24 protein-coding genes are annotated in these 19,923 nt (G+C 44.3%); 9 read left to right on the top strand and 15 right to left on the bottom strand.

The window, feature by feature from the left end:
* Positions 1-10: 10 nt before the first annotated feature.
* Both ACPW7N_RS16580 and ACPW7N_RS16575 read left to right on the top strand, forming a co-directional pair.
* Positions 11-1,087: a YqhG family protein gene (locus tag ACPW7N_RS16580; protein WP_425652269.1), complete on the top strand. Its 1,077-nt coding sequence runs from the start codon at positions 11-13 to the stop codon at positions 1,085-1,087.
* 157 nt (positions 1,088-1,244) lie between these two features.
* Positions 1,245-2,099: a hypothetical protein gene (locus tag ACPW7N_RS16575; protein WP_425652215.1), complete on the top strand. Its 855-nt coding sequence runs from the start codon at positions 1,245-1,247 to the stop codon at positions 2,097-2,099.
* A 94-nt stretch (positions 2,100-2,193) separates the two neighbouring features.
* Here ACPW7N_RS16575 and ACPW7N_RS16570 read toward each other — a convergent pair whose 3' ends face one another.
* Genes ACPW7N_RS16570 through ACPW7N_RS16555 form a run of 4 tightly spaced genes read right to left on the bottom strand, consistent with a single transcriptional unit; the run spans position 2,194 to position 5,032 of the window.
* A complete protein-coding gene (locus ACPW7N_RS16570; protein WP_425652214.1) occupies positions 2,194-2,448 on the bottom strand; it encodes a YkuS family protein in 255 nt (84 codons plus the stop codon).
* A 21-nt stretch (positions 2,449-2,469) separates the two neighbouring features.
* A complete protein-coding gene (locus ACPW7N_RS16565; RefSeq protein ID WP_425652213.1) occupies positions 2,470-2,631 on the bottom strand; it encodes a YqzE family protein in 162 nt (53 codons plus the stop codon).
* 20 nt (positions 2,632-2,651) lie between these two features.
* Positions 2,652-3,179 carry a shikimate kinase gene (locus ACPW7N_RS16560; RefSeq protein ID WP_425652212.1) on the bottom strand — a complete coding sequence of 176 codons (528 nt, stop codon included), beginning with the start codon at positions 3,177-3,179 and terminating at the stop codon, positions 2,652-2,654.
* A gap of 2 nt (positions 3,180-3,181) precedes the next feature.
* On the bottom strand, positions 3,182-5,032 hold the full coding sequence (locus ACPW7N_RS16555; RefSeq protein ID WP_425652211.1) for a stalk domain-containing protein: 1,851 nt from the start codon (positions 5,030-5,032) through the stop codon (positions 3,182-3,184).
* 203 nt (positions 5,033-5,235) lie between these two features.
* Here ACPW7N_RS16555 and ACPW7N_RS16550 point away from each other — a divergent pair, with 203 nt between their 5' ends.
* The 3 genes from ACPW7N_RS16550 to phaC are packed head-to-tail and all read left to right on the top strand — an operon-like array spanning position 5,236 to position 7,483.
* Positions 5,236-5,568 (top strand): hypothetical protein, encoded by a 333-nt coding sequence (locus ACPW7N_RS16550; protein WP_425652210.1) that lies wholly within the window; start codon positions 5,236-5,238, stop codon positions 5,566-5,568.
* Between the two features lie 59 nt (positions 5,569-5,627).
* Entirely contained in the window at positions 5,628-6,374 is a 747-nt protein-coding gene (locus ACPW7N_RS16545; RefSeq protein WP_425652209.1) for a 3-oxoacyl-ACP reductase, read from the top strand.
* Between the two features lie 14 nt (positions 6,375-6,388).
* Positions 6,389-7,483, top strand: a complete 1,095-nt coding sequence (gene phaC, locus ACPW7N_RS16540) for a class III poly(R)-hydroxyalkanoic acid synthase subunit PhaC (RefSeq protein WP_425652208.1) — start codon at positions 6,389-6,391, stop codon at positions 7,481-7,483.
* A gap of 61 nt (positions 7,484-7,544) precedes the next feature.
* Here the strand turns inward: phaC and ACPW7N_RS16535 are convergent, their stop codons facing one another.
* The 4 genes from ACPW7N_RS16535 to ACPW7N_RS16520 form a co-directional block, all read right to left on the bottom strand.
* Entirely contained in the window at positions 7,545-8,306 is a 762-nt protein-coding gene (locus tag ACPW7N_RS16535) for a LamB/YcsF family protein (RefSeq protein ID WP_425652207.1), read from the bottom strand.
* 282 nt (positions 8,307-8,588) lie between these two features.
* The gene (locus ACPW7N_RS16530; RefSeq protein ID WP_425652206.1) at positions 8,589-8,933 is read right to left on the bottom strand and encodes a YlbG family protein; all 345 of its coding nucleotides are present in this window, start codon (positions 8,931-8,933) and stop codon (positions 8,589-8,591) included.
* Positions 8,934-9,026: 93 nt separating this feature from the next.
* The gene (locus ACPW7N_RS16525) at positions 9,027-9,479 is read right to left on the bottom strand and encodes a YlbF/YmcA family competence regulator (protein ID WP_425652205.1); all 453 of its coding nucleotides are present in this window, start codon (positions 9,477-9,479) and stop codon (positions 9,027-9,029) included.
* 87 nt (positions 9,480-9,566) lie between these two features.
* Positions 9,567-11,468, bottom strand: coding sequence for a hypothetical protein (locus ACPW7N_RS16520; protein WP_425652204.1), 1,902 nt, complete (start codon positions 11,466-11,468; stop codon positions 9,567-9,569).
* Positions 11,469-11,557: 89 nt separating this feature from the next.
* Here ACPW7N_RS16520 and ACPW7N_RS16515 point away from each other — a divergent pair, with 89 nt between their 5' ends.
* Positions 11,558-11,995 carry a protease complex subunit PrcB family protein gene (locus ACPW7N_RS16515; RefSeq protein WP_425652203.1) on the top strand — a complete coding sequence of 146 codons (438 nt, stop codon included), beginning with the start codon at positions 11,558-11,560 and terminating at the stop codon, positions 11,993-11,995.
* 90 nt (positions 11,996-12,085) lie between these two features.
* Here the strand turns inward: ACPW7N_RS16515 and ACPW7N_RS16510 are convergent, their stop codons facing one another.
* The 4 genes from ACPW7N_RS16510 to ACPW7N_RS16495 all read right to left on the bottom strand — a co-directional run bounded on the left by ACPW7N_RS16510 (position 12,086) and on the right by ACPW7N_RS16495 (position 14,711).
* Positions 12,086-12,478 (bottom strand): hypothetical protein, encoded by a 393-nt coding sequence (locus ACPW7N_RS16510; protein ID WP_425652202.1) that lies wholly within the window; start codon positions 12,476-12,478, stop codon positions 12,086-12,088.
* A gap of 309 nt (positions 12,479-12,787) precedes the next feature.
* Positions 12,788-13,831: a MerR family transcriptional regulator gene (locus tag ACPW7N_RS16505; protein ID WP_425652201.1), complete on the bottom strand. Its 1,044-nt coding sequence runs from the start codon at positions 13,829-13,831 to the stop codon at positions 12,788-12,790.
* Positions 13,832-13,916: 85 nt separating this feature from the next.
* Positions 13,917-14,120 (bottom strand): hypothetical protein, encoded by a 204-nt coding sequence (locus ACPW7N_RS16500; RefSeq protein WP_425652200.1) that lies wholly within the window; start codon positions 14,118-14,120, stop codon positions 13,917-13,919.
* Between the two features lie 156 nt (positions 14,121-14,276).
* Complete coding sequence (locus tag ACPW7N_RS16495) at positions 14,277-14,711, bottom strand: CBS domain-containing protein (RefSeq protein WP_425652199.1); 435 nt, start codon at positions 14,709-14,711, stop codon at positions 14,277-14,279.
* Positions 14,712-14,896: 185 nt separating this feature from the next.
* Between ACPW7N_RS16495 and ACPW7N_RS16490 the strand changes: the two genes are divergently transcribed.
* Both ACPW7N_RS16490 and ftsW read left to right on the top strand, forming a co-directional pair.
* Positions 14,897-15,232, top strand: coding sequence for a YugN family protein (locus tag ACPW7N_RS16490; RefSeq protein ID WP_425652198.1), 336 nt, complete (start codon positions 14,897-14,899; stop codon positions 15,230-15,232).
* 80 nt (positions 15,233-15,312) lie between these two features.
* The gene (ftsW, locus tag ACPW7N_RS16485; RefSeq protein ID WP_425652197.1) at positions 15,313-16,476 is read left to right on the top strand and encodes a putative lipid II flippase FtsW; all 1,164 of its coding nucleotides are present in this window, start codon (positions 15,313-15,315) and stop codon (positions 16,474-16,476) included.
* Positions 16,477-16,503: 27 nt separating this feature from the next.
* Here the strand turns inward: ftsW and ACPW7N_RS16480 are convergent, their stop codons facing one another.
* Together ACPW7N_RS16480 and ACPW7N_RS16475 are read right to left on the bottom strand one after the other, a co-directional pair.
* The gene (locus ACPW7N_RS16480) at positions 16,504-16,851 is read right to left on the bottom strand and encodes an Asp23/Gls24 family envelope stress response protein (protein WP_425652196.1); all 348 of its coding nucleotides are present in this window, start codon (positions 16,849-16,851) and stop codon (positions 16,504-16,506) included.
* Positions 16,852-16,923: 72 nt separating this feature from the next.
* Positions 16,924-18,582, bottom strand: coding sequence for a thiamine pyrophosphate-binding protein (locus ACPW7N_RS16475; protein WP_425652195.1), 1,659 nt, complete (start codon positions 18,580-18,582; stop codon positions 16,924-16,926).
* A 215-nt stretch (positions 18,583-18,797) separates the two neighbouring features.
* Here ACPW7N_RS16475 and sleB point away from each other — a divergent pair, with 215 nt between their 5' ends.
* Positions 18,798-19,460 carry a spore cortex-lytic enzyme gene (gene sleB / locus ACPW7N_RS16470; RefSeq protein WP_425652268.1) on the top strand — a complete coding sequence of 221 codons (663 nt, stop codon included), beginning with the start codon at positions 18,798-18,800 and terminating at the stop codon, positions 19,458-19,460.
* Positions 19,461-19,514: 54 nt separating this feature from the next.
* Here sleB and ACPW7N_RS16465 read toward each other — a convergent pair whose 3' ends face one another.
* The gene (locus ACPW7N_RS16465) at positions 19,515-19,763 is read right to left on the bottom strand and encodes a hypothetical protein (protein WP_425652194.1); all 249 of its coding nucleotides are present in this window, start codon (positions 19,761-19,763) and stop codon (positions 19,515-19,517) included.
* Positions 19,764-19,923: the final 160 nt, after the last annotated feature.

Genomic DNA, 19,923 nt, shown 5'->3' with positions numbered 1-19,923 from the left:
GTTGAATCAGGTGGAAGTGCGCAATTATATTGAAAAGTATTTATCTGCTTTTTCGGCACATATTCAGGAGTCGCATCCTCATTATCTTACGGTTAAACTTCCGGTTGAAATTGACAAGGATATTGGAAATCGCCCTTTTTACTGGTCCTGGGTTGAAAAAATGAATATTCCACCGCAGCCGATGATACTGAGCTTCTTTTTCGATGAAGAAAACAAGCCACCTGACATCCGGGGAGAATTCGTCCACTTCGGTTCTAGCCGCCTTCATCAAATCTTCTCTTCGTCTCAAAAGCACGGACGATTCGTCTGTTTGTATGAGCAAAACCCGATAGACACACCTGCACTCACTCGGTCTCGCCGTTCGACACCGCTGACACCATGGCTTTGCCTTAACATCAAAGTGTCGTTTATCTGTGACAAAAAACGAGATTGCCTGCTTTCACTCGGATTGAATTTACATCATTCGAGGATGGTCGATAACTTCTACGCATTTGTTCGTCGTTTGCACTTATCCCCTGCTATCCCTGATTTTTATTACACACTGAATCGCAAAATTTCCTTGGAACAAGCCTGTCAATTGGCTAATGCCAAGGTGCAGCAATTTATTTCATCACAAGATCAAGGCTGGGCAGAAGAAGCAAGACAACGGCTGCAAGATGAATTGGAAATTCTCGAAGTGTACTACTCTCAACTGGAACAAGATGAAAAAGAAGATGAGAAGGATGAGAAGGATGAAGTACTGGAAGAAGTGAAGGCAGAAGTAAAGGGAGAAGAAAAACCTGTTAAAACTACTGAGAACACACAAATGCATACAGTAGATCTCGATATGGAGCAACAGACTTCTTCCCCACCTGTTTCACTCGATGAATTTAGAACCGGAGGCGGGCGCATCCTCGATTTCCTAAGAATGCACAGCATACCCGAAACACCAAAGGAAAAAATCGTCCAAGTGGATTGGAAAAGCAGCTCCCCAACGGAAGAAAAAGAACGAAGAATGGCAGAATTGAAATGGCAGTACGAGCCTCGAATTGAGGTGCAATTCATTAACGGCGGTCTGTTTTACCTGTTTAATGAGCCTCCGTTTTAGGCTAAGAAGTCTCGCAAGCAAAAATTGTAAAATAAAAACGAGAAAAAACAGGCATCAGCAGACAGCAAGCAACAAATCTTTTTCCCACTTTCTGGTTACAATAGAGTAATGAAACCGAGATACCAGGTTCGTTAACCAGAAGGGAAGGTGCGCAATTTTGTCGTTACAGAGAGTATTCATTTTTGTTCAAATAGGAATGTTGCTGGTATTTTCCCTGTTGCCGTTACCTGTTTTTGCTGAGGATACGAACTGGAATCGCGTATTTACGAAACAGGTTCATGACTGGATTGATAATCTTTCCTCGAAGGACGAGCAATTCAAAGAATGGAAGGATGCAAAAACAAACATACAGGCGCTTGGCCCCAATTCCCGTCAATGGCTTGTTACTCTTCAAGTTCGTAATAAGCCGGTCGGCTATCTGATCGTAGAGGAAGATAGGAAAACCGATCCACAGTCAGACATGCCTAGCTTTATCTTGCTCGAATACGGGTTAGGTGAATATATTCTATTCAACGAATCTACCCAGCCCAAACAATTTCCAGGACAACCCGTATATGACGGATTCGCTTCATTCTGGAAAATTTCTCAAAATGGCACGACACAGTATGTCGACGCCAAGACAGGTGAACAGTACCCAACCATTGTGAAGCCAGATAATCCGGTGATGTCTACCCTTGCGAAAACAGATCTTGCTCAGGCAGGACTTGCGCTGACCAGACATACATCGTTAGGTACTACATTGACAGACCCATTTGACCAGATTGACTGGATGTTCGCCACACCCGTCAGTGCGCAAAACACTGAGATTACGTGGCAGGACTTGTGGAAGACAACCGATCAAGAAGCTGTGGTCGTGACAGCTTCCTTATTTCAAGATGAGGTTATGGCTCCTTTCACAGTTGGTTCCCTTCATGTGTGGGGCGAAAATGTTGCCTATATCGGAGTTTGGGACGAGGGGCTGAGATTTTTGCCATCTGCCTACATCACGAAGGTAGGAAAGATTATTCATTAATTACAGAAAAAACAGGATAAAAAAAGCAAAAAGCCATTATGACAAGAGTCCATGATGGCTTTTAACTTTCTATTCTCACTTTCAATTCACATTCTTATCGATGCTCTTCCGAAGTCAGCCTTTGGTTCACCTCATGGAAAATTTCCATCGTGGTCATCCCTCTGGCACTAATAACCGGTGCACCTGTTTGGGTCTTCGTCTGGATACCCATCATATTTTCATCTAGCCCGGTGATGACAACGGCGTCCACCATTTGCTGCCAGTTTCCCAGCTCGACCACATCATATCCGTTATCACGCAGCATTTTGGAGACATCTTTTAATGAGTGTTCAACGGCTACCTTAGGCATGTCATTCCTCCGTATCAGAAATTATTTGCGTAAAAACAGCCTGATTGACATAGGAATTGCACCAAACCACCGGGAAGACCAAGGCTCTCGTGGTGATTTGCGTTTGTGCCGTTCCTCTTTTGGCGTATCCATGTATTCCACAAAACGCTTCGTCAGATATTTAAGGTAATCTTGAAAGGACATCTCGACTCCCCCTTACAGGATTAGTCTCTCCGAAAGTCCCGCTCTTCAATCGTTTTCTTGATGATTTCTTCAACGATATTCTCTACGGAGCGATCAGTGGTATCGACCTGCACTGGTGCAAAATCATAAAGGCCTTTTCTTGCTTCCATTAAGGAGGCAACCCGTTCCCGAACGTCTCCTGCGAGAAGGGGACGATTGGTATCTTGGGAAACTCTCTTGATAATCTCCTCTTGTGCAGCGGTTAAGGTAATGACAATCGAGTGTAGCATCATGATCGTAACATTGTTTGGACGAAGGACTGCTCCACCGCCTGTAGTCAACACGATATTTTCCTTCTGGAGCAGCTCTTCAAGAAGTCTGGATTCGACATCTCTAAAATAAGCTTCCCCCTTCTCTAGAAAAATTGTGGGAATGTCACTCTTTTCGTGCTCCACGATCGCCTGATCCAAATCAACATGGACTTTTCCCAGACGATGAGCCAGTTCTTTACCTACCGTCGATTTTCCTGTACCCATAAATCCAACAAGCACCATATTGTTTTTCATCATTCTCATTGCCTTTCTGAAACCTTGATATGAATCACCCGAGCATCCGAGTCATAGCGAACTTGATAGCCCATGACTTTATCGAAAAATTCACTTGGAACCATAATTCGATCCTTGATTTCCAATGCTGGTTTGCCGAGCTCAAACTTTTTGCCGTTCATTTCTACTGTTGCTGAGTTTTCTTTAATCAAAACATTTTTTGCGGCTGCATTCAGTTCAGTTGCCTGTTTTTGTTCATTCCAGGTGACCCGATACCCCAGCTTCTGCATGATTTCTCTCACCGGTACGTATACCGTTTTGCCTTTGACACGAGCAGAGACAGTCGGATAGAAAGCCATGTCATTAACAATAGTGTCTACGTACGATTCAATTTTAAGCGGCGTAAATCCCTCTCGATTAATCCGCTCAATATTGGGAACGAAATACTGCACTTGTCCCCGAAGGGTCTGACCTAATGCCTGATCCAAATGTTCCGGGCCCAGAGTATATCCATGATAATTTCGTTGCACTCTGTTCATGAATTCACTAAATTTGGCATCTCCAATATTTTTGCGCAAGTTATGATACAGTAACGCTCCCTTGGAATACCACGTCCAGTCGAATTCATCCCGAGTATCGAACTGAGACAATCGTTTTCCCAGTTTTCCATATGGATATCGTGTACGTAATTTTCGTTCATCTTCAATGTATTCCTGCAAAAGTGCTTCTGCAGAACCGCTTCCGTGACGTTTGAGATTATAAAAATAAACACTTGCTTCAACCAGTCCTTCATCCAGCCAGCCATTCATCGGCTCTATGGTAGAAATACTGTTATACCACCACAAATGGGCAATTTCGTGAGGCAACCAATGGTCTACCAAATTGTTATGGTACATATCCTTGGAAAAGATGGCCATATTTGCATATTCCATTGCGTAGTTGGTGTAAGGTCCCGTTTCCGCTATCGCAACCTCCGGATAAGGTAAGTCCCCATATTCCTCGATATACGCCTTGAATGCTGCTTCCGCAATGGTCTTGATCATCTGAATATTCTGTTGCGATGGTGAAGCGATATGAACCGTCATATTGGGAGTTACCTCAACAGATTCCACCCTGTAAAGCGGGCTTCCCACCATCGAAAAATTCAGCACTTTTTTGGCTTTGTAACGTACCGATTTGCGCCCGTCCTGCAATGGCTGAGCATGTCCTAGCCCCCATGTGGTAACCCACTGATACGCCTCCGGAGCAACAAATGTGACATCGTAGTCTCCGTAATGGTAAATGAATGGATCACCGTACGCAATTGGCTGTGATGGCACGTACCATTGATTACGCTGATCAAGAGCACCGAGCATCGGATACCAGTTGGTCAGCGTCCAGATATCATCCTTTACCCCATACCTTGTACCGCTTCTGGGGACGGGTGACTCAAACTCGACAGTTAATGATCCTCGTGCTTTCTGTCCAAAGACGTTGGCAAGACGAAGGACGGAACCCTCTCTGCTAAAAGGAACACTCTTCTCATCGTATCGGATGGACTTTACACGCATCGGACTCCATGAGTAGTCGTAAATGTACAGATTCAAATCTTTGGTCTTCGGATTATCAAACTCGATCACAGCTTGTCCCGCAATTGCAGCTTCATTTACCCGGAGATCCGCTTTAATTGTATAGACAGGATGTAAATCTTTTATGTAAGAAGGAACTAACGGATCATAATGAAAAGGATCTGCTCCGAGCTCAACAGGTGCCCTTCCTTCCTTTCCTAAGCCAAGCCAATCCGATATTTGTGACCATTTTATGACCGTGCCAATTCCTAAAAATACGACAAGAATTGCCACACAGATCAACACACTTGTCTTTTGAATAGTATTCATCAGGCTCTCTCCAACTTGAATTTGATTTCATTGTAACAAAATGACGGGGCCATGAATATCCTTTGTTCCTTTGTAAATCGCTGTCATAAATTAGCAAAAAGATATAGCGCTTACATATATAAAAAGGTGATACAAATGAAAACTGCCACGATATAATAAGGGAGTGTGCATTTCCAAAGATTCCCTAAACAAGGAGGTTATGTATGAACAATCAATTACCTGATCCTTTTACCGTCTGGAAAAAGCTTTATGACCAAACAGAATCACAATGGGGTAAAGTGTTGGGCGAGACAGTTCAAACAGAGGCATTTTCAGCTTGGCTGGGATATTTGCAAAAGCAAATGCTTGAATACCAGGATGCCGTTCGCAAAAGCACGGACAAATACCTTGAACAGGCTCACCTTCCCAGCAAAAATGATATTGCAAATCTGGCGTCATTAATTGTTAACCTGGAAAACAAAGTGGATGAATTAGATCTCAAATTAGACAAGCTTCAGGATCAACTGGCAGACTTACTCGATAAAAAACCTGAATAAAATGAACTGATTTTATATTCATAATATTTTGTTTAATTACATTCAAAGGGGTAATAAAAATGACGAATTTACAAGGTAACGTAGCAATCGTAACAGGTGGTTCACGCGGCATTGGCGCATCCATTGTGAAAGAACTTGCCAAAAACGAAATAAACGTAGTGATTAACTATCAATCCAGTGCAGAAGCTGCAACCGCTCTCGTACAGGAAGTTGAATCGACCTATGGCGTGAAAGCATACGCTATTCAAGCAGACGTCTCCCAATCAGACGATGCAAGGCGCCTTGTAAATGAGACCAAAGAACATTTTGGACGGCTAGACATCCTTGTAAATAACGCAGGAATCACACGGGATCGCACATTCCGCAAGTTAACGGACGAAGATTGGAACAAGGTCATCCAGGTAAACTTAAACAGCCTCTTTTACATAACTCAGGCAGCATTGCCCGAACTGTTGGAATCACCAAATGGTCGAGTGATTAGTATCAGCTCCATCATTGGTCAAGCGGGTGGTTTTGGCCAAACCAACTACTCCGCAGCCAAGGCAGGCATTATCGGTTTTACAAAATCTCTTGCATTAGAGCTCGCAAAAACCAATGTTACCGTCAATGCGATTTGCCCAGGCTTCATCGAAACGGATATGCTTGCCTTCGTCAAAGAAGAAATCCAGGAGCAAATCAAATCACGTATCCCACAGCGCCGCTTCGGAACACCTGAGGAGATCGCCAAAGGCGTCCTGTTCCTTGCGAAAGACGGTGGATATATTACCGGACAGAGCCTCAACATCAATGGTGGATTATATATGTAAGGAGGTTTCCATTCATGAGCGTTCCTAACTATCTGCAAAGCTGGAATGAGATGGTAAAACAATTGCCTGAACCATACCAGAAATCCATTGCCCGTTTGGAAAACGTCCGCGATATTTTGACCGGGCCTGAGCCTGAAGTGGGACTTTCTCCCAAGGAGTGCATCTGGACCAAAAACAAGGCGAAACTCTATCGCTATATCCCTGTGAAGCCTCAGGCTGAGCGTCACAAAACACCGTTACTTCTTGTTTATGCACTCATTAATAAACCTTATATTATGGATTTAACTCCGGGTATGAGTATGGTCGAGTACCTTGTGAATCAAGGCTTCGATGTGTACCTCTTGGACTGGGGTGTATTCCAGTTAGAAGACAAGGATGTAACCTTCGACGATTTGATTTTTGATTATATTCCAAGAGCAGTTGACAAGGTATTGCGCACCTCCAAGGCAGAAGACTTGTCCATTCTTGGTTATTGCATGGGAGGCACGATCACTTCCATGTTTACTGCCTTGCACGGTCATTTGCCGATCCGCAACCTGATTACATTGGCGAGCCCGATTGACTTTTCCAATGCAGGAACTTACAGTGTCTGGCTTGATGAACGTTACTACAATCTCGATAAAATGGTGGAGACATTTGGTGTGATTCCTCCCGAAATTCTTGATTTCGGCAACAAGCTGCTCAAACCAATCACTAACTTCATCGGACCTTGGGTGAACCTCGTTGATCGAGCAGCAGATGAAAAGTTCATCAAGAACTGGCGGCTCCTGAATAAATGGGTGGCTGACGGTACTCCATTCCCTGGAGCGGCTTTCAGACAATGGATTCGTGATTTCTATCAACAAAACAAACTGATTAAGGGTGAACTCGTTCTTAGAGGACAACGAGTAGACCTGAGTGAAATTAAAGCAAACCTGCTCACCATCGTTGCTGAACGTGACCATATTGCGCTTCCTTGCCAAAGTGTAGCGCTGAATGATGTGGTATCGAGTGAGGATAAATCCATTCTCCGCTTGCCAACGGGACACGTATCGATTGTAAATAGCGGAGTTGCACTGAAACAAACCTTCCCGTCCATGGGAGAATGGCTTGGTGCTAGATCAAACTAATGGAATGCCAAAAAGGTGGATCTCCTTGAGGTCCACCTTCTTTCATTTTATTCATTGTATTTTAAGTCAAATCAATCGGCTCAATGCTTACCCCGTTCTGATTTGCCCAACGGTGCAAGTCCATTAGGAAAGGTACGATATTCAGGTTGTCAGAAGAAATGCATAACGTATCCGCCGTTAATTCAATTTCTCCCCCATCCACTGTTTGCACCTTCTGCTCAAGAACAAGTTTGCATGCCTGGTTCATTTGCTCTTCTTTTCCGATGAGCATGCTGCCTTCCAGCTCTCTCGGTGCCAATCTGCCCGTAGGTAGATAGGCACGATCAGCAAATACTTCTTCTGCTACCGGAATGCCAAATTCAAGGCATAGCTCGACTAAAGGACTTCCTGACAATGCATAGACAGCCAGATCGTCTCGTACATCGGAAACTGCTCGAACAACGGCCTCGGCAAATTCTGGTCTTTCCGATGCTTCATTGTACAAGGCGCCATGCAATTTCACATGATGAAGAGTTCCTCCCAATGCCTTGGTGATTCCGTCGAGTGCAGATACCTGATAAAGAACCAACTCATATACTTCCTTGGTTGACATGTGCATCGAACGTCGTCCAAAACCATGGACATCGTGATAACCCGGATGCGCACCAATTTTGACTCCTTGTTTTAAAGAAGCCTCAACCAATCTGGCGATAATATGCGGATCACCCGCGTGGAATCCGCAAGCGATGTTCGTTGATGTGACCCATTTTAATATGCCCAGATCCTCATTTAGTCTCGAGAGACCAAAACCCTCACCCATATCACAATTAATATCCAGTTTCATCTATAAGTTCCTCCATTATCGACACATTTGAAAGCGCATTCATCCGATGCGATATATTCAGAATATCATATAGAAGGTACAAATGATGTTAAATCTTTAGTAACAATTTGCTTAAATAAACAAAACGGTCATGACCGTATTGTTGACCGCAAGCGGTCACATCTACTTTAATGACAAGGTGCCTCAGCGTAACGTCTGGCATTTACTTCGGTTAAAACGTCGAGACCGTTTTTCACATAAAAAAAGCAACGAGTATGCACTCGTTGCTCTCATTTCATTTCATTATACTGCTGACGAAGATTCAACTTTGACTCCCGTATCAATCAGCGCCTCAGTCAATGCGATCAATTGTGTTTTTTCTAATTGATAATCGAATTCCTTCGCCTTGTCAGGTTTGGAGTTATTGTACTCAGTTGGAATTTCATGGCGATGTGATCGCTCGACTCTGGTTACAAAGTGAAGTCGTTCCAACGTTTTGATCGTCTCATCAATTTCATCAGCATCCACGTACATGGCTACGTAATTCAAACGCTTGGAGACGTAATGAATGGTCCCAAATTTCCGCAAATTCTTAGCAACACGTGGATTTTTGATCCAAACGGCTAATCCAAGTCGTTTTTCTCTCATGCTTTTCCCCTAACCCCTTCCATCAATCACTTTCATGCTACCATGCCCACAGGGTTTTATCAAGATGAGTTGTTGGGAGGAATTACCGAATGCTTACTTCCTCTTGGTACTACAGCCGCAACTTCCGCCTGTACCACATCCCTGGCTCATGGCTTCCAGGAACGGATTGTTACTCGGTACCTTGATCGACTCGGAAACAGCGTCAGCGATGATTCTGCTTACCTTATACAGCATTTCATCCAACTGGTTCTCTGAGCGTTTGAATGCTTGTACGCTATCGAGCATTTCAAGGGAGCGCTTCAATTCACGCACTTCCTTGGAGACCCGTTCGAAATCCGGATGATATTTACCAAATCGCTGTACTTCCTCAAAGACTTCCTTCTTCTGCTCAAACAACTTACGCAACCGGACCGCTTCAACGTCCTGTTCCATCAGTGCTTTGGCAGCATGGTAGCTTGCAACTTCCTGTGACTCATTTATCATTTCAGCCAACTGATAGGATTGCTCAATCAGTTCAGCCATATCGATGGTATCAATTGTATCCAACAAGGTTTGCTCCCCCCTTCTCGGGTAAAGGTTATAGGTTAACTATCACCCTATTGTACCACGTATGCTACTCATTATTACAAGAGGTTAGCTGTATTCAGGTATTACCAGTCGAATTCGTTTGATATCGTCTATTTTCATTTTGTGCTTTCGCCGTTCCTGTTCCAGTATAGTCATCCAATAGCCCATTTCAACCTCTACCTTCACCGGGATTCCCTGGATTTCTTCTTCATTGGCTTTTTGAATAAGTACCGATATCTTTAACTCGCTCGCCCGTCTCAGCATGTCCCTCAGCGTCTGAGGATGGTATGACTGCAGATGCTGGGTCCATATTTTCGGCAAATCGGCAACTTCCTTGCTGCGAAGGGTTCGTTCAGGCAGTACATTTTCGATTTTGTACCCCTCCCATGGAGTTGCCAAAGAGAATAACCCTTCCTGGCTCATTTCTTCTTTTACAGATTGAGAGTCCGACACTGGAGAAGCAAGTGGCGTGTAACTGTCCACTTTCCCTTCGCTCGGTTCAAACCCCAGTTCACGCAGTGTTTGAGTCAGTTGCTCAAGCGCTCCCCACTCAACCAAAAACTCACAGTCAGAAATGATTTTTCTGATGAACGGCTGAACGGTTGAGATTTGCTGCAGTTCCTGCAATATCCCGGCATTTGCCACGGTTACAATGGCTGCTTGCTCGACTCGTATTTGCGTTCCTTGCCTGGACCAATTTTTGATTTGATCGACAACAGCTTGTGGCAACGGATATGGGCAACTTTTCTGCAGGAAAGAAATGATCTCTTCCTCAGATCCACCCTCTGAGAGAAACAACTGCAATTTGGCTGGCTTCAATTCCCCCCGGACAAAGTCCCCACTAAACGTTACCTGTGCGATTCGACTCAAACCCCACAATTGGTCTAAAGGAGTAATCGGAGGCGCAAGGACAGCTCCTGTTGGTTCTACATACCATTGACTCACTTCAACGGATGAAGTTGGATTGTTTCGCCAGAACAACCCTTTCTCCGACTCTCCTAACTCAATGAATCCGCAACCTGCCAGCGGGTGTAATAATTGCTGTTTCAGGACTTCCACTCGATTGACAGGAATGGAGAATCCGAGTTGCTCCAATTGTTGAAATTTCGTTTCAACAGACATCCAATCAGGATCGGAGGTGTGCAGCATCTGGTGCAGGAATGCCTCCAGCCACGATTCTGCGGGGACAAAACTAGTGGTAATCAGGGCAAACAGTTTGGACTGTCTCGTTTTGGAATCCAAAGACAGCCAACCCATAACATCTGGCATCGAGAGTATCAGCTTTTTGCTTTCCACTCTCAATAGTCGCAGGCGAAGTCCCAAATCCAGCAGGAATGCTTCCACTGGTGAATAAGACTTCTGAACCTCATAAGGAAACATTGTGTGATACCACCCTGCGATATGCTCGTCTTGCAGAGAAAAAAGCGGTGAAAGCTTTTGTAAATACCGTTTGTTGATTGTTCGTTTTTGGGTAATGGTTGGTTGGATGTCTCTGATAAATAGTAAGCAGGCAAACAAATCCAGATGAATTCCTCGTCCGGTTGGTATATAATAAGACAGTGCTTCGCTGGAATCAGCGATCGCATCCCTCACTTTTTCTTCATTCGACAGGATATACTTAGCAAAAGCCTGACGAACTTCTACAGGCATAATATAGCCAATGTCGCTCCACAATTTTCGCACGGTAAAGACAAGACCCAATTGACGTAGTCCTGTTAAACCATCTTCCAGGTGCGGATTTTGATTTTGTACCTTATCTTCCCACTCTCTTTTTCTGAAAAAACCTTTTGAAGACGACAAATAAAAAAACAGCACAGTTTGACGTTCGGCATCTGTTAAACTAGTCCATAGGTGCTCTAGATACTCTGAATCATTTACAAACGAGTGAATGTCCCTCTCTCTTGACCATTGAGGTACTCGTTTCAAGTGTTCTATCTGAATCAACTGTTTGGTTCTGTCTGAAAGCATCTCCATACATCCATCGTAATGCACATTATTCACCTGCCTGTATCCACTAACGAATCATCACTGGATTCGCAACAAGGAGGAAACTATATATGAAATTAATCGCAACTTTGCTTGCTTTAACAATTACCTTCTTCACAGGAGAAACTATGACAACTAATCATAACGCAAACCCACAAACGAATGAAGCATCTGCATCAGCTTCCCAAACTGCCATTTCATATGAAACGGTTCAATCACCTTATCCGAAGGAAGTACAAGCTTCTTTACAGGATATCCGCTTTACGGGAGGAACAAAAGTCGTCGTTGCCGAAAAGACCTACGTCATCATTTCTCTCGGCAAACGCAACACGGGTGGTTATAAAGTTGTATTAGACGGAATTGAGAAGCAGGCAGATGGCAGTCTGATTGTGAAGGCACATGAAGTGAAGCCACAGGCTGGAGCGATGACTGTGCAAGTGATCACATATCCTTCCGCCGTGATCGCCATACCTACTACCAATGCCAAAGTTACCGTTGATTTGAAATAATGTAAGTGTACCATACGTTCATACAAAAGCAGAGGACGAGTCCTCTGCTTTTTTCAGTGAAAAATCGTCTAAAGGGTCATGACCGTTTTGTTAGGGAACGACAATCTCAAAGCTTTGTTTTACCCCATAGGATTCGTGGTTGTTGTGTGCCAGCTCCAGTGTCACTTTATGCTTGCCAGTGGTTAGTTCCGGATAGACATAATGCGTTTCAAAAATTTTGGCTACCCTTTTACCATCTATGTACAAATGAACGTGCCCTTCCCCCTGCTTGTTATCCTTGCCCATATTTTCAATGGAGAAATGGAATCGGGTTACCGTAAGATGCAAATGAAGGCTGTTCCCTTTGACAGTATGGTGAACAGCGAGAGCAGGTTTTTGTATATTCGTATAACTTCCTGTCTCCTTCGAAACCATGGTTGCTTCGACTCCTGCCATCAGAGACAACATCAGCAGTAGGGTCAAGATACGTTTGTGCCAGTTCATATATGAGCCTCTCCTTCACCTGTTATCTACAGAGTAGGATGCCCCATTCTCAACAAGGAAATGCTGTCAAAAGAGTATAAATAAAAAACAAAAACGACCGAACCTGATGGATGGTCGTTTTTACTTGACGTCAGTAGTGTCACACAATTAATCTCTGTCATTAAACAAAAACAGCAATACCACCACAATTACAATGATCCAGAGCAGCTCTTCATTATCTCGACCAAACGAATCTAATAAGCCCACGCGGACCCTCCTTTCCCTATCGCTATAGGCTATGCAGCGATCTGGGTGAGTGTCAGCATATGTTCAAGCCTTTTTTGCAGAAATCAGATGAATGTATGTATTAAGCTGTATGGCAGTGGCAGAAAAGCCCAATTCCTCCAGCTTTCCAACCAGAAATGCACGGTTGGCATAGTACTCGTCCTCGATTTCCTGTAGCAAATCTTCTTGACCGGTTCCCCATAATTCTTGGAGATGGCTTTTTCTGTGATCATCATCAGCAAACATGAAATCAGCAATAACAAGCCGCCCCATTGGTTTCAACACCCGGTCGAACTCCATAATCGCCAGCGCCTTCTGCTCATCCGTAAGATGATGCATGGCATAGCTCGTCACACAGAAATCAAAGGAATGATCCAGAAAAGGAATGGCTAAAAAATTTCCCAATTTTGTTTCGATCTCGGGATTCTTGGCTTTACAGTGAGCGAGCATCTCAAGTGATTGGTCGAAAGCAAACAGTTTGTGGCATTGACCTGCAAATTTTTTTGCCAGATTTCCCGTGCCTGTCCCCGCATCAAGACCAATTTCATATGGCTTTGGCGACGTGTAGTGCACTACACACGCAAGCACCTCGTCATAGCCATGGTGAGTGATGTTGGTTTGGTCAGCAACCCAATCGTCATATCGACCGGCAAACTGATTAAAATCCCATCGATCGACCCATTCCTTGCGTGTTTGCCGCAAACGCTTGCTTCCTTCTGCCAGTTGATATAAAGATTCTGGTTCAACAAATTGCTGCTGTTTGACTTGTTGAATCATGGATTCTGTTGTTTGGATCGCATTTTTCAATTCTACCCAGCGATCGTACATGTAGGCACGTTGCAGCTCCAGATAAGGCAAAATGGAGTGTGACGTATTTGTCACTTGTGAGAGCAATTGTTGAATTTGTTCGATGGGCATGCCAACCTCTCGAAGCGCGACAACGGTTTGCAGCCTCCAGGCATCCTCCTGGGTAAATCTGCGATAACCTGAAGTTTCCCCTTTGCTGGGAGCAATCAGTCCCTTTTCTTCGTAAAAGCGAATCGCTCTCGGGGTAATCTGAAGTTGTCTGGCCATCTCATGAATCAGCATGTTTCGTACACCCAACTTTCCTGCAACTTTACCTACATTGTAAACCTTCTCGTAACGTCAATGTAAAGAGGCAGGACATCTTTGATTACATACAGTAACGATCCTCACCCAATAGACGAATCGAATGGATGGATAATCGATGAGCAGACAATAAATCCCGATGCATTGTCAATGCCAATGCACAAAATTGTATTTCTTGCAGACTGGTGGCAATATGATTTGGCTGTTCTTGGTTTCTTTGTGATGTAAGGAAATTCTCTAGGCGATCCCAGCTAGTTCTCTTTTTCATTGTTCCACCTTCTAGTTGATAATCTGGTCTTATTTAATAGTATCGACTGAAATAAAGAGAATTTCAGACTAAAATCTGTTTGTATTTCTGCCGATTGATATACCACGAAAAATAAAAAAAGACGATCTGATACCAGACCGTCTGCATATTTCATACTTAATGACGTGAAGCGGGCTCAGAAATTTCTGAGAGAGCCTGTCCGGCTTCATCTTGCAGTATGTTGCGAACAGCGAGGTCACCGATGGCAACAATACCGACGAGCTTGCCGTTTTCTACAACTGGAAGGCGACGAATTTGGTGCCTTGCCATAATACGAGCAGCTTCATCTGCACTCATTCCCGGTTGACCAAGAACGATGTCTCGTGTCATCACATCTTGCACTTTCGCAGAACCTTCTCGCTTTTCTGCAATACCACGAATGACAATATCCCGATCAGTGATGACGCCAATGACGTCCTGTTTTTCGTCTATAACAGGAATTACCCCAACGTTATAATCACGCATTTTGACTGCTACTTCATATACATTGTCCTGGAGAGTAACGGTTTGCACATCTTTTGTCATGATTTCACGTAATGTACGACTTGCCATCTGACTATCTCCTCCTTGTGCGTAGTAACAGTTTCTATTGTTTACCGAAACACCATTTTCATTCAGAGGCAGCAGGCTCACATGCTTTCAAGATGAAATTCTGACGAGTGAGGGTTTATTCATTGCACTTCGATGCAAAACCTACTATCATAAGAGAGTGAATATCCTTAGTAGGAGGAAGACCGATGGTAATTAAAGATACTGGTATTGGTGGTAAAGAATCACATCTGGGTGAACTCGACCACATTATGGACGAACTTGGTTTTGTTCGTTGGGCTTGGGACTACAACCACGCTACATATGATTTCAAAATTGAAGACAAAGGTAGTGTCTTTTACCTCCGTGTACAAGCTGATGCTGTCAAAGGTAAATTGGAAGACCCACACACACTATTAAAATTAGAAGATCCGTTCATGGGAAAAGCTACATTTCCACATGGCTTAGATTATGACGCCCAAGTACCTCCTGCTGTTGTTGAGACAGCAAAACGCAAACTTGGTCAGTTAAAAGATAAGTTGTAGAAGTAGCAATCACGCACTGACACAGAGAGGCGATTTATCCCTCTCTGTTTTAATTCCTGGGATTTTTGTGGGGGGGTATCATGAAGACTCGCGGGGTTCCTGATTTCCTGTTGCTGTTTCTGACGTTGTTGCTCGTTGGATTTGGGATCACCATGGTGCTAAGTGCAAGCTCGATTTTTGCTCATACAGGCATTTACACTTCAAAAGGATGCCCTTACTGTAATGGGGACGAGCTGTATTTCTTTAAGAAACAAAGCATTTGGGCTGCCTTGGGCCTGATAAGTATGCTGATTGCAATGAATATTCCCTTTTCTTTTTATAAAAAGAACTTTTTGTTGATTGGGATGGTATCTTTTATCATGCTGGTTGCCGTCCTCATTCCTGGTATCGGGACAGAAGTAAAGGGTGCGAGATCATGGATTCAAATCGGAGCGCTAGGCAGCATGCAAACGTCAGAGTTTGCCAAATTAGGCCTGATTCTCTATCTTGCTGCCATCATCTCGAAAAAGGGTGAAAAGTTTCAGGATTTAAAAAAGGGGTTGTTTCCCCCACTTGTGGTTACTGCTCTTTTTTTCGTGCTGATCGCTCTCCAGCCGGACTTGGGTACAGCCGCCATTCTACTGGGGACGGCAGGGATTATTCTTATCTGTGGAGGTGCCAATCTCAAACAGTTGTTTTTCCTGACGGTTCCGCCATTCTCTTTTATCATTGCGACCTATATTGCCGTAAAACCGCATGCGATGAACCGCTTGCTTTCCTTTACAGATCCATGGTCTGATCCATTAAACAAAGGCTATCAGCTTACCCAGTCTTACTTTGCAATGGCTCGTGGTGGTGTGTCTGGTACCGGATACGGCAAAAGTATTCAAAAATTCCTGTACTTGCCCGAAGCACATACTGACTTCATTTTTTCGATTATCGGAGAAGAACTTGGCTTTATCGGAATTGTATGCTTTTTGATTGTTTACCTTCTCTTCTTGCTTCGTGGCGTCTATATCAGCCTGAAAGTAAAAGACACCTTTGCCAGTCTGGCGGGAATTGGTATCGTTACGATGATCTCTTTGCAGGCCCTCATCAACATGGGTGGCGCAACAGGAACCATTCCAATTACTGGTGTTCCCCTGCCTCTAATCAGCTATGGAGGGTCTTCGTTACTCGTCTGTCTGATAGGAATCGGGGTACTCCTGAGTGTTTCTCGTGAAGTGAATCGACAACGTGCACAAGAATTGTTGAATTCAAAATAAAGACCCTGAAACCAGAAATATCTGGGTTCAGGGTTCTTCTTGTTCGAGCACAATACTGTCGACCTTTACATTAACCTCCCGAACGTACAGTTCTGTAAAAGTTTCCACATCTTCTTTTACCCTCTCTTGTACCTGTCTGCAAACGTAATCAATTCGGGTGCCAAAACGAACACGAAGTCTCATGTCAATGATGGTTTCATCTTCGAGAATCGTTACTTCTACACCCTTCGCTGCTGCTTTCTTGGTAATTTTCTTGGCTATGTCCTCATAAAATCCACTTGCTGCTGTTGTAACTCCGTCCACTCCGTTGGCTGCAATACCAGCAATTACTGCTACAACTTGATCTGCAATGCGTATTTCCCCACGATTTTCCATGGTTAGCACCTCATTCCCATTTGCTAACGTATCCTTGGGTCGAGCTTCTTGAACCAACTATATTACTATCTATTATATCGAGACTCCTTGTTCGTTTGAAGCAGATAATTGACTTTTTCTCACCTGTAATGTCGGTTTTGTGCAAAAAACGTCGATGACCGATGCTACCTCAGATTGAAATGCTTGCTTCAGGACGCCTTCCAGTTCATCTGCTCTCTCTACTCTATAACTATTCAGCCCACATGATTTTGCTAATCCGGCAAAATCAGGGTTCGTTAGCTCAGTGCCAAATGGAGTATACCCTTCAGCAGCCATTTTGACTTCCTCAAGACCAAGTGACCGATTATTACTGATGACAATTGTTACTGCCAACCCTAACTGTTTTAAAGTCATCAGCTCTGCCAAATTCATCTGGATACCACCGTCTCCTGTGAGGACAACAACTTGTTTGTCGGGATTAACGAGCTTGGCAGCAATTCCTGCGGGCAAGGCATATCCCATCGTTCTCCATTTTCCTGAGAACAAGGGAAGCTGGCGATTGGCTCTAAACATCCGATTGAACCAGATCGTGTGCTCCCCCGTGTCAACAACAATGATCGCATCCTCATCGACAGCCAGTTGGATGGCTTTGATCAACTGTTCTGGTCGCACCCTCTCCGCCTGCTCATTTAATTGTACCTGTATGTCCGTCTCTTCTTGATACTCCTGGTGTAATTGCCGTATCACATTGCTCCAGTTACCACTTGGTTGATGATCTATTCCCTCCAGCTTGCGAATCCAAAACGGCAGAACCTCCTCCAGATTGCCGATGACAGCCAAACGATTCGAAGCCGCATGGATTGATTCTGCCTTCTCGTCTACTTGTATGAGAGAGACATGATTCGGGATAAAGGATTGCGGAAACCAGGTTGCCCCCAGAATCAGCATAGTATCAGCCTCCTGCAGCGCCCGCATGGAGGTCAAACTCCCTCCTTCACCCACTCCACCCAATACCAGAGGATGATCGTCTAAAATGGCCCCCTTGGCACCAAGTGAAAGCATGATTCCCGCCCCCAATTGCTCTGCCAGTCTGATCGCCCACGATGCGGCCTGTCTCGAGCCATTGCCCAGCAAAATGAGTGGCCTCTGTGATTTTCGTATTTGTTCCAAGCCTGCTTCCATCTCGGTCCTGTCAGCGTGGAGAAATAAAGTCGCTCTTGGCAAGGAATCGAGCAAGGGCAGTGTTGTAGTTTTCGCTAAAACATCTTTGCAGATACTGATATGTGCCACACCTCTTCGCTGCGTTGCAGTCACAAAAGCCCGGTGAAGAACGTGTGCAAGTTGATCCGGATTGACCACTTCTGCAGAAAAGTGGGAAAAGGCAGCGAGTACCTCCTGCTGGTTCATGTATTGTTTATAGTGACTCCCGATCCGTCTGGAATCGACTTGTCCCGTAATGGCGACTACGGGAACATGATCCATCTGTGCGTCTGCCAATCCATTGAGCAAGTTAACGGTTCCAGGGCCACTGGTTGCGATGCAGACAGCAGGTTTATGGGTGAGCTTGGCCTCCGCAGATGCCATCATGGCAGCAGCCGATTCATGTCTTGTGGGAATGAAACGAATCTTCTTTTGTTTGCCTAACTCATCAAGCCAGGGAAACAGTGCATCTCCTGCGACACCGTATACACGCTGTATTTTCCATTTCATCAGTTGTTGTGTCAGATATTGACTTACCGTTCTGCTCTCCACGTGAAATTCTCCCTTTCATAAAAGTGGTTTGACATACGTACATTGTGACCTGCAACCCAAAATTTTACTCTTTTCAACACTCCTAAAGTAAGCCAAACGAGGACAAACTACCCGTAGATCAACTGGTGAGAAAGGAGGTTTTTTCTGTGAAAAACAAGAAATTGTATCTCTTGTTTTCTGCCGTGCTTCTCGCTGTGCTTTCCCTGACAAGCATCATGCCGAAACAATCAGCAGAAGCATTTAGCAAAGTGATTCGAAAAGTCGGCTCGTCTGGTTCGGATGTGCGTGAGATGCAGGGTCGGTTAAAATATTTGGGCTATTATACAGGAAAGATCGATGGACAGTTTGGATGGCGCAGCTATTGGGCGCTTAGAAATTTCCAATACAAATTCGGGATGAGAGTTGATGGTGTGCTCGGGCCGAAAACAAAGCTTAAATTGTATAATGCCTCGAAAAATTGGCGCCCCGGTGCAACTGGAACAAGGACTGCCCCCAAAAAGAATGTTAAGCACACTGTCAAAATAGCAAGTAATGATCTCAAAATTATGGCGAATGCCGTGTACGGAGAAGCTCGTGGTGAGCCTTACATTGGTCAGGTTGCGATTGCAGCAGTAATCTTGAATCGAACACACCACCCTTCTTTCCCGAAAACTCCTGCCGGGGTCATCTTTGAGCCTCGAGCTTTTACCGCCGTAGCTGATGGACAAATTTGGCTTACCCCCAATGCAAAAGCGAAAAAGGCGGTTCAGGATGCGATGAAGGGCTGGGACCCAACTGGCGGTGCCATTTATTACTTCAATCCAGATACAGCCACATCCGCATGGATTTGGAGCAGGCCACAAATCAAACGCATTGGTAATCACATCTTCTGTAGATAAAACACAAAAGAAAGGATGCCTGTTACGCATCCTTTCTTTCTAGTTTCCACCTGATTATCGTTTGTAATGCTCTGCCATCTTTACAAAGCGTTCTTCACTTTCGATCGTGCCACATACACCGCATTGAATTTTAACAGAGTCCCCTTTATACGGTTGATGAAACGTGTCCAACTGTTCAGGCGCCAGTTCAGCTACGATCTGCCCGGTTTGCGGATCAAGGCGTACATACCGTGGAATTTGTTCAATCACTGTGAATCGCATACGGTTTGATTTACACGTGGGACACATAAACGGGTGAGACATCTCATAACCTCCTTCTTATTCCTGATATGCTGTATTCTCCCGAATTCACCTGATCCTATTCAAAATTGGCATGAATTCAAACTCAATGGTGACATTCTTTCAAGCATTGGATAAACTAAATATTGTTTTTAATTCCCAACTTTTGTCTATCGAGGTGTTG

This window comes from Brevibacillus nigriterrae (genome assembly GCF_049846925.1).
GTDB lineage: Bacteria > Bacillota > Bacilli > Brevibacillales > Brevibacillaceae > Brevibacillus_H.
The sequence above is the reverse complement of the archived record's forward strand: the minus strand, read 5'-3'. Positions and strand labels throughout refer to the sequence as shown.